The sequence below is a fragment of the Allofournierella sp. genome, assembly GCF_048388525.1.
Taxonomy (GTDB): domain Bacteria; phylum Bacillota; class Clostridia; order Oscillospirales; family Ruminococcaceae; genus BQOK01.
Genome location: NZ_DBGCTQ010000025.1, coordinates 25,404 through 38,282, shown reverse-complemented (window position 1 = coordinate 38,282; position 12,879 = coordinate 25,404). Strand labels below are relative to the sequence as shown.

Below are 12,879 nucleotides of genomic sequence, written 5' to 3'. Positions count from 1 at the left end.
AGCACCCATGCCAGAAGGATATATCAAAAAAGGAATCGGCGGCTTTTACTACGTGCAGACTGCCCAGGGCCTTTTGGAATGCAAGGCGAAAGGAATCTTCCGCAAGCGGCGCATCACCCCTGTGGCGGGGGACCGGGTAACGGTGGAGTGCGACGCGGGCGGAAATGTGATCGCACAGATCGCCCCGCGCAAAAATGTGTTTGTGCGGCCGCCCATTGCAAACCTGGATGTGCTGTTTGTGGTTGCCAGCACCACCCAGCCCGTGCCCAGCACCCTGGTGCTGGATAAGCTCACCGCCATTGCGGCAGACAAGGGCGCGCAGCCGGTGCTGGTGTTCACCAAGGCGGACCTTGCCAGCGCAAAGGAGCTGCTGGCCGCCTATGAGCGTTCGGCCCTGCCGGTAATTGTGGCGGACTATGCCACGGGGGAGGGCCTGGAGCAGGTGAAGGGCTGGGTCCGGGGAAGGCTGGCAGCTTTTTGCGGCAATTCCGGGGTGGGCAAAAGCACCCTGCTGAACGCGCTGCTGCCCGAGCTGGCGCAGCAGACGGGGGCCATCAGCCAAAAGCTGGGCCGGGGCCGCCACACCACCCGCGAGGTGGAGCTGTTTGAGGCCTTCGGCGGCCTTGTGGCCGACACGCCTGGCTTTGCCAGCCTGGATACCGGCCGGGCCTGCTACATTCCCAAGGAAAACCTGCAGTATGCGTTCCCGGAGTTTGGGCCGTACCTGGGCAAATGCCGGTTTACAGGCTGCGCCCACCGGGGCGAAAAGGGATGCGCGGTGCTGGAGGCGCTGGAGGCGGGGGAGCTTTCACCCAGCCGCTACGCCAGCTATGCCGCCATGTACGACGAGGTAAAGGACATTAAGGACTGGGAAGTACACTGAACACACAGGCGGGCGGGGCAAAGCGCCCCGCCCGCCTGTGTGCCGGAAAGGTAAAACAAAAGGGGATGAGTGCGGTGGAACGGCGGTGTGTGATCCTGAGCGCGGGGCCGGTGGGGCCGGCGGCGAAAAACAAAATGCGCCCGGGAGATTACCTGATCGCCTGCGACGCGGGGTACCTTGCCGCCCGGGAGCTTGGGCTTGAGCCGGACCTGATTTTGGGCGACTTTGACAGCGCGCCCCGCCCCTTGGGCGGGGCGGTGATGGCGCTGCCCGCGGAAAAAGACGACACCGATACCCATTACGCGGCCCGAACAGGCTGGGAAAAGGGGTTCCGGCAGTTCCTTTTGCTGGGTGCCCTGGGGGGGCGGCGGCCGGAGCACGGCCTTGCGAACCTTGCCACAGGCCTTTGGCTGGCAAAGCAGGGCGCGCAGGTGGAGCTGCTGCAGGGGGAAAGCCGGTTTTCGTATGTGCTGCCCGGCGCGCCGGCGCGGTTGGCACACAGGCCGGGCTGGTACTTTTCCATCTTTCCGCTGGAGGGAGCAGCCGAGGGCGTATGGGAAAGAGGAGCCAAGTACCCGCTGCAAAACGCGCGCCTGACGGCGGATTTTCCCTTGGGGGTAAGCAACGAAACGCTGCCGGGCGGCGCTGAGATTTCAGTGCAAAAAGGCAGTTTATTGCTGGTAGAGACCCCAAAAGAAGGTCCTGCGCACAAAAACGGGCCCGGCGGGATATAATGGGATATCCACACCACAGAAAAGAGGGGATATTCCGTGCAAGTCGTCGTTGTTAAGAGCCCGAAATGTCTGGCTGGCCTTTTGAGGGCCATTTTCAAGATCAAAAAAGAGGAGTGAAGGCGCCGCCCTGGCGGCCGCCCCAAACGAGCGCCCTGGAGCCCGGCAGCTTTGTGCCGGGCCCCGGGGTTTCTTTGTCCCCATTTTGCGGCATACTGCCTGTTCGCCGCGAATATAGATGGGGTAGAAACACGCGAAAGGGGCGAAACAATGGAACTGAAGGTGTTTAGGGACACCCTGTCCACGATGGCAAGCCTGTGCGAGACCAAGGCGGAGCTGCCCATCGAGACGGAAATATTGATCCCGGACTATCTGCCGCAAGTCTTTAAGATCGTGAAGTGCTTTGTGTACCTGGTCACCCTGCAAAAACAAATCACGGCGGGCCGCCTCACGGTGGAGGGCTATTTGCGGTGTGTGGTGTACTATCAGGCAGAAGAAGACCAGAGCCTGTGCCAGACCGAGCAAAAGATCCCGTTCACCCGGGCAATGGATCTGCCGGAGAGCAATTACCAGGGCTACACCGCGCAGGTGAGCGGCGAGGTGGAATACCTCAACTGCCGGGCGGTGAACCAGCGCCGGGTGGATGTGCGGGGCGCCTATGCGCTCAGCGCGCTGGTCACGGCACAGAGCGACCAGGAGATCATCACCGCGCTGGCCGACTGCGGGGTAGAGCAAAAAATGCTACCGGTCACCGGGGTCAAGAGCGTGGCCAACCTGGATAAGCTCATGACCGCAGAGGAAGAGCTGACCCTGCCCAGCCAGCCCCAGGCAATTTTGGATATCAGCGGCGTGGGGCAGGTAGAGGAGATCAAGATGATCTCGGGCAAGGCGGTGATCAAGGGAAAGATAAAGGTGGAGCTGACCTACCGCAGCCAGCCCGGCTACCGGTTGGAGGGCGCGGCCAAGGACGTGCCTTTTAACCAGATCATCGATCTGGACGGCGTGCCGGACGACGGCGTGTGCTTTGCCGAGGTGGAAATGGTGGGCTGTACCATGATGGCCACCGCCGGACAGGAGGCGGGCAACACGCTCACGGTTACGGCGATCCTGCATCTGCGGGTGTACCGCCCGGTGGAATGCTATGTGGTGGGCGACGCTTTTTCGACCCAGTATAAAGCGGACGTGACCTACAAGACAGTGAACGCCGAGCAGCTGCAGGAGCAGCTGGACAAAACGGTGGAGGCCGACGTGGCAGGCGCTTTGCCGGATGAGAATGCCGAGATCATCGGCTGCTTTGTGAGCCTGCACCCCCTGGAATGGGGGCAGGCAGAGGGCGGGCTCACCCTGGGCGGGCGCGCCAGTGCCCATGTGCTGTGCATGAACTCTTTGGGCGAGATCGACTGTTACGACAAGGCGTTTGAGTACAGCCTGCCGGGGGTCTACCCGGGAACCGCCGAGCAGTACCGGTTTGAGTGCTGGCCCGGCGTGACGGCGGTGAACACACAGAAGAACGGCATGGACATGACCGCCCAGGTGAACATCCGGGTGCGGGGGCTTTTATTCCGCCGCATAAAAGAGACCATCGTGGACAGCGTGACCTGCGACGAGGCGCTGGAAGTGGGCGAGCCGGACGTGGCCCTGCGCATCTATTACGCCGCAGCAGGGGAAAACGTGTTCGACATTGCAAAGTTCTACCATGTGTCGCCCGCGGCCATGATGAAGCTGAACCATCTGGAAGACCTGGAGCTGGGGGTCGGCGCCCGGCTGCTGGTTCCCATGACGGTTTGAGAGGGGGGACAGAGCATGGAAACAGCAAACGTTTATAAGGACATCGCGGCCCGCACCGGGGGCGATATTTACATTGGCGTGGTGGGGCCGGTGCGCACCGGCAAGAGCACCTTTGTAAAAAAGTTTATGGAGGAGATGATCCTTCCCCAGCTTTCCAGCCAGGCGGTCAGGACCCGCGCGCGGGATGAGCTGCCCCAATCGGCGGCTGGGCGCACCATTATGACCACCGAGCCAAAGTTTATTCCCGAGACCGCCGTGACGGTGGAACTGGAGGGCGGCGGCAGCTTTAAAGCGCGCCTGATCGACTGTGTGGGCTACATGGTGGACGGCGCCATGGGCCATGAAGAGAACGATAAGCCCCGCATGGTGAAGAGCCCCTGGTACGAGGAGGAGATCCCCTTTGACCTGGCCGCCGAGACCGGCACGCAGAAGGTGATCCGGGATCATTCCACCATCGGCCTGGTAATCACCACCGACGGCTCCATCAGCGACATTCCCCGGGAAAAGTACCAGGCCGCCGAGGAACGGGTGGTGGCGGAACTGGAGGACATCAACAAGCCCTTTGTGATCCTGCTGAACTGCGTGGAGCCCCAAAGCACCGCCAGCCGGGAGCTGGCAGCCCAGATGGAGGCGCAATACGGCCACACGGTGCTGCCCATCAGCTGTGTGGACCTGGACAGCGCGGCCATTGACCGCATTCTGCAGAGTGTGCTGTATGAGTTTGATGTAAAGGAAATTGCCTTTGCAATGCCTAAGTGGATCACCATGCTGGAACCAGACCACTGGCTGCAGACTGCCGTGTACAGCGCCGCACAGGATTTTGCGGCCTCCATTGGCCAAATGAAGGATGTGGTGCAGCGGGACCAGCCCATCCAATGCGAATATCTGAAGGAGTCCAAGATTCGCTCCATGCAGCTGGCCACCGGCCAGGTGACCCTGGAACTGAGCCTGCAGCCGGATATTTTTTATCAGGTGCTGGGCGAAACCACGGGCCTGGAGATCTGCGACGAGGCCAGCCTGATGCCCTGCATCATCAGCCTGGCCAAGGCAAAGCGCGAATACGAGAAGATCCGCAGCGCCATTGAGCAGGTGGAGGCCACAGGTTACGGCATTGTGATGCCCACCATCAACGAGCTGCATCTGGAGGAGCCGGAGATCGTGCGCCAGGGCGGGCGCTACGGCGTGCGGCTGAAGGCCAGCGCCCCCTCCATCCATCTGCTCAAGGCGACCATCAACACCGAGATCTCGCCCATTGTGGGTTCCGAGCGCCAATCGGAAGAATTGGTCATGAGCCTTTTGCAGGACTTCGAGCAGGATCCCATCCGCATTTGGGAGTCGAACATTTTTGGCAAGAGCCTGCATGAGCTGGTGAACGAAGGGCTGCAGAACAAGCTGCTGCACATGCCCCAGGAAGCCCGCGCCCGCCTGCAGGAAACCCTGGAGCGGGTCATCAACGAGGGCTGCTCCGGCCTGATCTGCATTATCCTGTGAGGTTCCACCCTTTTTGAAAAGCCGCCGCGTTGTGAAAGCGCGGCGGCTTTTATATGCGGTGTTGGATTGATAATGGAATATCAGGCGAAAATACAAAAGGGATGATTGCTTATTTGGGCAAAATGGTGTAAAATAATAACAAATTGGTAAAAGAATTCTTGGGCGGGGCGGGTCTCGGGGCTCCGCAGGCGCGGCCGGCGGCTGCAGAATAAAAAAGAACTGGTGATAAAGTTTGAAGAAATCTCTCACGGAGCTTGTGCGCAGGTTCCGCAAACAGATTTTGATCTTGTTCGACATTGTGGTCATCACGGCCTCGTATCTTGTGCCCTGGGTGCTCATTGCGGGGCGCGCCAGCTACCAGCAGTATGCCAGCCTTTTGGCTGCCAGCTGCTTTTTGTTCGTGTGCTGCTTTGAGATCGTGTATGGGCTGATGGGTATGTACGACAGCCTGTGGCGCTATGCCGAGATCGTGGAGTTTTTCCGCCTGTGCGTGGCCTCGGTGATCGCGGTGGCGTTGTTTGCCGTTACCTCGCTTTTCATTTTCACGGATGTGCGGGTGCCGAGGTCGGTGTATTTTTTGAGCGCGCTGTTTGCGGTGTCGCTCACCCTGTATTCCCGCCTGACCTACCGCATGTACCGCAATGTGAAGCTGGGCCAGCAGGGCAAAAAGCTGGCGCGGCGCACCCTGCTGATCGGCGCGGGCGATGCGGCCAGCACCCTGCTGCACGAGCAGTTTAAAAGCCCCAGCCCCGAGATGAATATCATCTGCTGTGTGGACGACGCGCCTGAAAAACAGGGCCGCTACATCATGGGCATCCAGATCATGGGCACCACCGAGGACATTCCCGAACTGGTGGAGCGCTGCGAGATCGAAACGGTGCTGCTGGCAATCCCCACCATGGACGAGGAGAACAAGCGCCGTGTGCTGTCGATCTGCAACCGCACCAAGTGCAATGTGAAGATCCTGCCGGACATCGTGAAGATGATCACCGACGGCAAGGACCTGGCGAGCCGCATCCGCGACGTGAAGGTGGAGGACCTTTTGGGGCGGGACGAAGTGCAGCTTTCCAGCACCATCACCCAGTTCGTTGGGGGCAGGCGGGTGATGGTGACGGGCGGCGGCGGGTCCATCGGCTCGGAGCTGTGCAGGCAGATCGCCTCGTGCAGGCCGGAAATGCTGATCATTGTGGATATTTACGAGAACAGCGCTTACGCGATCCAGCAGGAGCTGCGCCGCAAATACGGCTCGGAATTCCAGCTGGAGGTGCTGATCGCCTCGGTGCGGGATTCCAAAAAGATGGACGCCCTGTTCGAGGCCTACCGCCCGCAGCTGGTGTTCCACGCGGCGGCGCACAAGCATGTGCCCCTGATGGAGGACAGCCCCGAGGAGGCCGTGAAGAACAATGTGTTCGGCACTTACAACACAGCCGTTGCGGCCGACAAATACGGCGCCGAGCGGTTTGTGCTGATCTCGACCGACAAGGCGGTGAACCCCACCAACGTGATGGGGGCCACCAAGCGGGTGTGCGAGATGATCGTGCAGGCCATGGCGCAAAAAAGCAAGACCCGGTTTGCGGCCGTGCGCTTTGGCAATGTGCTGGGGTCCAACGGGTCGGTGATCCCCCTGTTCAAGGATCAGATCGCCTGCGGGGGCCCGGTCACGGTGACCCACCCGGACATCGTGCGCTATTTCATGACCATTTCCGAGGCGGTGAGCCTGGTGCTGGAAGCGGGCGCCATGGCCACCGGCGGGGAGATCTTTGTGCTGGATATGGGCAAGCCCATGCGCATTCTGGACCTGGCGGAAAACCTGATCAAGCTCTCGGGCTTTATCCCTTACAAGGATATCCAGATCGTGTTTACCGGCCTGCGCCCGGGCGAAAAGCTGTTCGAAGAGCTTTTGATGGACGAGGAAGGCCTTCAGAAGACCGCCAACCGGAAAATTTACATCGGCGCGCCGCTGAAGCTGAACAACCAGACCTTCTTTGACCACCTGATGACCTTGAAGCAGATCGCTTACACCAACAACAGCGACAACCTGGTGCAGGCCCTGGTGGACATGGTGCCGACCTTTCACCACCGGCGCGACGAATCCAGAGCGGGGGAGATGTGAGGGATGTACCGGCGTTTTTTCAAGCGTCTGATCGATTTTCTGCTTTCGCTGCTGGGCACGATCCTGCTGTCGCCGGTGCTGGCGGCGCTGGCGGTGTGGGTAAAATGCTCCTCTCCCGGGCCGGTGCTGTTCAAGCAAAAGCGGGTGGGCAGGGGCAAAACGTACTTTCAAATCTATAAATTCCGCAGCATGCGCAGCGATACGCCCAAGGATATGCCCACCCATCTGTTGGAAAACCCGGAGGCGTTCATCACCCCGGCCGGGCGCTTTTTGCGCAGGACCAGCCTGGATGAGCTGCCCCAGCTGTTCAACATCCTGAAGGGGGAAATGAGCGTTGTGGGGCCCCGCCCCGCGCTTTGGAACCAGGACGACCTTGTGGCCGAGCGGGATAAGTACGGCGCGAACGGCTGTGTGCCGGGCCTTACCGGCTATGCCCAGGTGCACGGGCGCGACGAGCTGCCCATCCCGGAAAAGGCCCGGCTGGACGGCTATTATGCCCAGAATTTGAGCTTTTGGCTGGATGTGAAGATTTTTTTCAGGACCATCGGCAGTGTGCTGCACCACGACGGCGTGGTGGAGGGCAGGCAGAAAGAATAAAAGAAAACCACCGTCAGCCTGTGGCTGCCGGTGGTTTTTGCAGGTTCAGTCTTTGCCGGAGCATTCGGTCAGCGCGTTCAGCACCAGCGCGTACAGCGCGTCGCCCTTTTCCACAAAAGCGGTCTTTACCATTTCGGCGGTAAAGGGATCGGGCAGCGACAGATCCATGGAGAACACAGGCTTGCCCAGTTCGCGGATGGAACAATGTACGGTATACCCCTCGCCGGCCTTTTCGATCTCGGCTTTGTGCTGGGCCGATTTGCGCACCCACTGCTGGGCACGCAGGGCGGCGCGCACCGCGGTTTCACGCACGCTGCGGGGCAGCAGGTCAAACCCCAGCTCGTCGGTCACAGCCGCGCCCTTGGGGGTGATGCTGTAAACGCCCCCCTCGCTGACCGTTGCCAGGCCCTGCGCTTCCAGATCGCTCAGGTTGGAGGCCAGCTCAAAGTAATTTACCAGCTGTTCGCTGAGCAGGGCCTGCTCGATTTCCTGGCGGGTCAGGGGCGCGGCGGTCTTGATCAGATAGCAAAGCAGCATCCGAACCTCGGAGCTGGAGGTAAGCCCACCCGGCTTTACGCCGCTGGTGAATGCATTCGAAGCCAAGGGCCGCACATCCTTTCGCTGTAAGATACTTCCTACTTATTATACGTGCAACGCCCCGGATTTACAAGGGGCTGGGCAGGGCCGAAAAGTCGGTTTCTATGTATTTTGAGCTGCCCGCGGTGGAATAGACCCACCGGTCCAAATGCCCTTCGCGGATAAAGTAGCGCGGCTCAAAGTGCAGGGGACCGCCCAGGTCCCGGTTCACGATCACCAGCTTCACCTTCATTTTTTCCGGCAGGATATTTTTGATATACACGCTCACCGGCTGGCCCACCCGCAGGCCCTCGCAGCTCTCGGCAAGGCCTGCGAGGTTGGGCGCGATCTCAATAAAAACGCCGTAGGTCTCGATGCTGCGCACCAACCCTACCACGGTCTCGCCCACCCGGAACAGCTCTGCGTTCTGCTGCCAGGTGCCCAGCAGCTCTTTGAGGCTGAGCACGAGCCTTCCCTGCGCGTCGCGGCTTTTTACGGCGCAGAAAATCGCTTCGCCCACCGCAACCCGGTCCGCCGGGGTCTGGATGCGGGAAACGGAAAGGCAGTCGATGGGCAGCAGCGCGCTGATGCCGCAGCCCACGTCGCAGAAAGCGCCGAAGTTTTCCAGATGGGTCACACAGCAGGGGATGATGTCGCCGGGGGAAAGAGTGTCAAGGTATTCAACTTTGCAGGCTTGCTGCGCTTTTCTGCGGGAGAGCAAAAAGGCACCGCCTGCGTCCAGGGGCATTTGTTCGATCACAAAGCAGGTGGGGCGGCCTACCCGGGTCAGAATGGCGATGTCCCGCACGGCGCTTGTTCCCGCGCCGTCGGCACATTCCTCATAGGGCATGTAAGCGGTGCGGCCGCACAGCTCGAACCGCAGCCGGTGGTCATGGTCAAAGGCGAGCGCTGTGCTTTCCAAAATAGCACCGCTGGCTGCGGCGGCCCGCAATTCCTCTTCGCTCAGGTCCGCGGCACAGCGGCCCTGCCCTTCGGGCTTGTATTCCACCATGATTTTCATCCTCATTTCATTCAATACTGGTGCAGTGGGCGCACTGACCCGCTGTTTTTTAAAAAATATATGCGCGGGCGGGCCGGGATATTTGCAAAAAGAGCCAGATAGTATATAATAGAAAAGCCAAAAAGCTTTGAAAGGCGGGTGTTGGAATGGATGTGCGCGTGGGCGACAAAATACTGGTAAAAAAGCCGCACCCCTGCGGGGCGAACCTGTTTGACGTGCTGCGGGTGGGTATGGATTTTAAGATCCGCTGCACCGGCTGCGGCCGCGAGGTAATGCTGCCCCGGGCAAAGATCGAAAAAAACATTAAAAAGATTCTGCGGGAGGGCGAGAGCTAGCAACCCTTTTTTATTTGTGCTTAAAAGTTACAGAAAAGGGGAAAAGCCATGCTGGAATCATTGCGGCAGGTAGGCCGCCGTTACGAAGAAGTGAGCCTGCTTTTGCAGGATCCCGCGGTGCTGGGTGACCAGGCCCGCTACCGGGACTTGGCGCGGGAATACAAGAACCTGGAGCCCATTGTGCAGGTGCTGGGGGAATACGACGCCGCTGAGCGCGCCTGCGCCGAGGCGAAAGCCCTTTTGGAGGAGGGCGGCCTCGAGACGGATTTTAAAGAGATGGTGCAGGCGGAACTGACGGAAAGCAAAGGAAAGCTGGAGTCGCTGACTCAACAGCTCCGGCTTCTTCTTCTGCCCCGGGACGAGAACGACGGCAAAAACGTGATTGTGGAGATCCGGGCCGGGGCCGGGGGCGAGGAGGCGGCTCTTTTCGCGCGCAGCCTGTACCGGATGTACGGCATGTATGCAGCTGGCCGCGGCTGGCGGTGCGAGGAATTGAACCTGAACGAGACCGAACTGGGCGGTGTAAAGGAAATAAGCTTTTCAGTGCAGGGTGAGGGGGCTTACAGCCGCCTGAAATTCGAGAGCGGGGTGCACCGGGTGCAGCGCGTGCCCGAAACCGAAACGCAGGGGCGCATTCACACCTCCACTGTCACGGTGGCGGTGATGCCCGAGGCCAAGGAGGTGGATCTGGAATTAGACCCGAATGAGCTTAAGATCGATACCTTTCGATCTTCCGGGGCGGGCGGGCAGCACATCAACAAGACTTCCAGCGCGATCCGGGTGACCCACCTGCCCACGGGTATGGTGGTGGAATGCCAGGACGAGCGCAGCCAATACAAAAACAAGGATAAGGCGTTAAAGGTGCTTCGCAGCCGGCTGCTGGCCCAAAAGCAGCAGGCACAGAAAAGCGCCATCGACGCGGATCGCCGCAGCCAAGTGGGCACGGGCGACCGGTCGGAGCGCATCCGCACCTATAACTTCCCGCAAGGGCGGCTGACCGACCACCGCATCGGCCTGACCCTTTATAAGCTGGACAGCGTGTTGGACGGCGCGCTGGACGAGGTGCTGGACGCCCTGATCACCGCGGATCAGGCGGAAAAGCTCAAAGCGGCAGAAGGGAACTGAAACGGGATGGAAACAAAACTGCAACAGGCGGACGGGCCGGCGGTGGCGCTGGCCGCTGAACTGCTGAAAGGGGGCGGCATTGTTGCCATCCCCACCGAAACGGTATATGGAATTGCCGCCAGCGCGCTGGACGGCGCGGCGGTGAAAAAAATATTCGAGGCCAAGGGCCGCCCCCAGGATAACCCCCTCATCGTGCACATCGACCGGCTGGAAATGCTGGAGGGGCTGGTGGGCTGCGTGCCGGAGCGCGCAAAAAAGCTGGCAGAGGCCTTTTGGCCCGGTCCGCTCACTATGATTCTGCCCCGGGGGCCAAGGGTGGCAGCCGAGGTGTGCGCCGGGCTGGATACCGTGGCGGTGCGCATGCCGAGCCACCCGGTGGCACGGGCGGTGATCACGGCCTGCGGCCTGCCCCTGGCCGCACCCTCGGCCAATTTGTCCGGCAGCCCCAGCCCCACGACAGCCCACTATGTGATGGAGGACATGCGGGGCCGCCTGCCCCTGATTTTGGATGGGGGTGAGTGCCAGGTGGGGGTGGAGTCCACCGTGGTGAGCCTGGCGGGGCCCCAGGCGATGCTGCTGCGGCCGGGCTATATCACACAGGAGCAGCTGCAGGAGGTTTTGCGGGAAAAGGTGCTGCTATCCGGCGCGATTTTGGAAAAACTGAAAGAGGGCGAAACCGCGCGCTCCCCCGGCATGAAGTATAAGCACTATGCCCCCAAGGCCGAGGTGACCATTGTAAAAGGGGGGTTCCAGGCCTATTGCCGCTATGTGCAGCAGCACGCAGAGCCGGGGACTTTTTGCCTGTGTTTTGCGGGCGAAAGCGGGGCGCTGCCCGTGCCCAGTGTGGAATACGGCGCAGCCCAGAATGGCGCAGACCAGGCAAAGCACCTGTTCACAGCCCTGCGCCAGCTGGACGAAAGGGGCGCGAAGCGGGTGTTTGCCCGCTGCCCCGCCGCCACCGGCGTGGCGCTGGCGGTGTATAACAGGCTGCTGCGCGCCGCGGCGTTCAGGGTGGTGGAGGCATGAGGATCATCGGCCTGACCGGCCGCTCAGGCAGCGGAAAAAGCACGGTGGCGGCCTTTTACCGCAGCCAGGGGTACCCGGTGGCGGACGCGGACCAGGTGGCCCGGCGGGTGCTGGAGCCCGGCTCGGCCTGCCTGCCCGCCCTGGTGCGGCGTTTCGGGGCAGACATTCTGGATGAGCAGGGCAGGGTGCGCCGCCCGCTTTTGGCACACCGGGCGTATGCCGACCCCGGGCACACCCGGGCCCTGGTGGAGATCACCCACCCGGAGATCGTGCGGCGGCTGCTGGAAATGGCGCAGCAGGCGCGGCAGGGCGGCGCGGATCTGTTTTTTGCGGACGGCGCGGTGATCGTGGGGGCGCCTTTTGAGCGCCATTGCGACGCCATTGTGCTGGTGAGCGCCCCGGAGGCGGACTGTGTGCGCCGCATCCGGGAGCGGGACGACTTGACGGTGGAGGAGGCCCGGGCCCGCCTGGCGGCCCAGCTGCCCGAGGAGCGGCTGCGGGCGGCCGCAAACGAGGAGATACGGAACGACAGCGGCCAGGCCGCGCTGCTTTTGCGCGCGGCGGCCGTGCTGGAACACTTGAAAGGCGGTGCATAGGTGGCAAAAAAGAAACGCAGATGGGTGGTTTGGCTGCTGCTGCTGGCCCTTCTGGCCGCGGCGGGGATCTGGGTGCTGCGGGTGGGCCTGCACAGGTTGGACCTGGCCCGCTACCCGCAGAAATACAGCGAAGCTGTGGACCGGTACGCCGCAGAGAACGGGCTGGACCCGCTTTTGGTTTACACCGTGATCCGCACCGAAAGCGGGTTTGACGCCGCGGCAAGGTCCGGCGTGGGCGCGCGCGGCCTGATGCAGATCACGGAAGAAACTTTTTCCTGGATCAAATCAAAGCTGGCCCCCGCCGAGGAGCTGACCTTTGACGATCTGTATGACCCCGCCGTGAACATCCGGTTCGGCGCTTATTATTTCGCGGCCTGCATGGCCCGGTATCAAAACGATGTTTCAACGGCCGCGGCCGCCTATCGCAGCGGCTGGGGTACCGTGGATAAACTGCTGGCAAACGAGGCGTATTCGGCCGACGGCAAGGTGCTGCACACCTTCCCCTACGAGCAGATGGGCCTGTATGTGCGCAAGATCAACCGCAACTACCAAAAATATCAAACGCTGTATCAAACAACAGAAAACGAGGGATAAAGC

At 61.2% G+C, this 12,879-nt stretch carries 14 protein-coding genes; 12 read left to right on the top strand and 2 right to left on the bottom strand.

What is annotated here, in order from left to right; genetic code table 11:
* The first annotated feature begins 7 nt into the window (after positions 1-7).
* The 7 genes from rsgA (at position 8) to ACMLHZ_RS02195 (ending at position 7,603) form a co-directional block, all read left to right on the top strand.
* Complete coding sequence (rsgA, locus tag ACMLHZ_RS02225; RefSeq protein WP_418666183.1) at positions 8-883, top strand: ribosome small subunit-dependent GTPase A; 876 nt, start codon at positions 8-10, stop codon at positions 881-883.
* A gap of 74 nt (positions 884-957) precedes the next feature.
* Complete coding sequence (locus ACMLHZ_RS02220) at positions 958-1,617, top strand: thiamine diphosphokinase (RefSeq protein WP_418666182.1); 660 nt, start codon at positions 958-960, stop codon at positions 1,615-1,617.
* A 36-nt stretch (positions 1,618-1,653) separates the two neighbouring features.
* Positions 1,654-1,734 (top strand): stage V sporulation protein SpoVM, encoded by an 81-nt coding sequence (gene spoVM, locus ACMLHZ_RS02215; RefSeq protein ID WP_418455043.1) that lies wholly within the window; start codon positions 1,654-1,656, stop codon positions 1,732-1,734.
* Between the two features lie 150 nt (positions 1,735-1,884).
* Positions 1,885-3,402 carry a DUF3794 and LysM peptidoglycan-binding domain-containing protein gene (locus tag ACMLHZ_RS02210; protein WP_418666181.1) on the top strand — a complete coding sequence of 506 codons (1,518 nt, stop codon included), beginning with the start codon at positions 1,885-1,887 and terminating at the stop codon, positions 3,400-3,402.
* A 15-nt stretch (positions 3,403-3,417) separates the two neighbouring features.
* Positions 3,418-4,893, top strand: coding sequence for a stage IV sporulation protein A (gene spoIVA, locus ACMLHZ_RS02205; protein ID WP_418666180.1), 1,476 nt, complete (start codon positions 3,418-3,420; stop codon positions 4,891-4,893).
* A gap of 232 nt (positions 4,894-5,125) precedes the next feature.
* The gene (locus ACMLHZ_RS02200; RefSeq protein ID WP_418666179.1) at positions 5,126-7,006 is read left to right on the top strand and encodes a polysaccharide biosynthesis protein; all 1,881 of its coding nucleotides are present in this window, start codon (positions 5,126-5,128) and stop codon (positions 7,004-7,006) included.
* A gap of 3 nt (positions 7,007-7,009) precedes the next feature.
* Positions 7,010-7,603: a sugar transferase gene (locus ACMLHZ_RS02195; protein ID WP_418666178.1), complete on the top strand. Its 594-nt coding sequence runs from the start codon at positions 7,010-7,012 to the stop codon at positions 7,601-7,603.
* A gap of 45 nt (positions 7,604-7,648) precedes the next feature.
* Here the strand turns inward: ACMLHZ_RS02195 and ACMLHZ_RS02190 are convergent, their stop codons facing one another.
* The gene (locus tag ACMLHZ_RS02190) at positions 7,649-8,206 is read right to left on the bottom strand and encodes a DUF4364 family protein (protein WP_418666177.1); all 558 of its coding nucleotides are present in this window, start codon (positions 8,204-8,206) and stop codon (positions 7,649-7,651) included.
* A gap of 61 nt (positions 8,207-8,267) precedes the next feature.
* The gene (locus tag ACMLHZ_RS02185; protein ID WP_418666176.1) at positions 8,268-9,191 is read right to left on the bottom strand and encodes a S1 RNA-binding domain-containing protein; all 924 of its coding nucleotides are present in this window, start codon (positions 9,189-9,191) and stop codon (positions 8,268-8,270) included.
* Positions 9,192-9,346: 155 nt separating this feature from the next.
* Between ACMLHZ_RS02185 and ACMLHZ_RS02180 the strand changes: the two genes are divergently transcribed.
* Genes ACMLHZ_RS02180 through ACMLHZ_RS02160 form a run of 5 tightly spaced genes read left to right on the top strand, consistent with a single transcriptional unit; the run spans position 9,347 to position 12,876 of the window.
* Entirely contained in the window at positions 9,347-9,535 is a 189-nt protein-coding gene (locus ACMLHZ_RS02180; protein WP_177561797.1) for a DUF951 domain-containing protein, read from the top strand.
* Positions 9,536-9,583: 48 nt separating this feature from the next.
* Positions 9,584-10,660 (top strand): peptide chain release factor 1, encoded by a 1,077-nt coding sequence (gene prfA / locus ACMLHZ_RS02175; RefSeq protein ID WP_418666175.1) that lies wholly within the window; start codon positions 9,584-9,586, stop codon positions 10,658-10,660.
* A 6-nt stretch (positions 10,661-10,666) separates the two neighbouring features.
* Entirely contained in the window at positions 10,667-11,686 is a 1,020-nt protein-coding gene (locus ACMLHZ_RS02170; protein WP_418666174.1) for an L-threonylcarbamoyladenylate synthase, read from the top strand.
* The gene (gene coaE / locus ACMLHZ_RS02165; RefSeq protein WP_418666173.1) at positions 11,683-12,282 is read left to right on the top strand and encodes a dephospho-CoA kinase; all 600 of its coding nucleotides are present in this window, start codon (positions 11,683-11,685) and stop codon (positions 12,280-12,282) included. Before ACMLHZ_RS02170 ends, coaE begins: the two co-directional genes overlap by 4 nt.
* Entirely contained in the window at positions 12,283-12,876 is a 594-nt protein-coding gene (locus tag ACMLHZ_RS02160) for a lytic transglycosylase domain-containing protein (RefSeq protein ID WP_418666172.1), read from the top strand.
* The last annotated feature ends 3 nt before the right edge of the window (positions 12,877-12,879 follow it).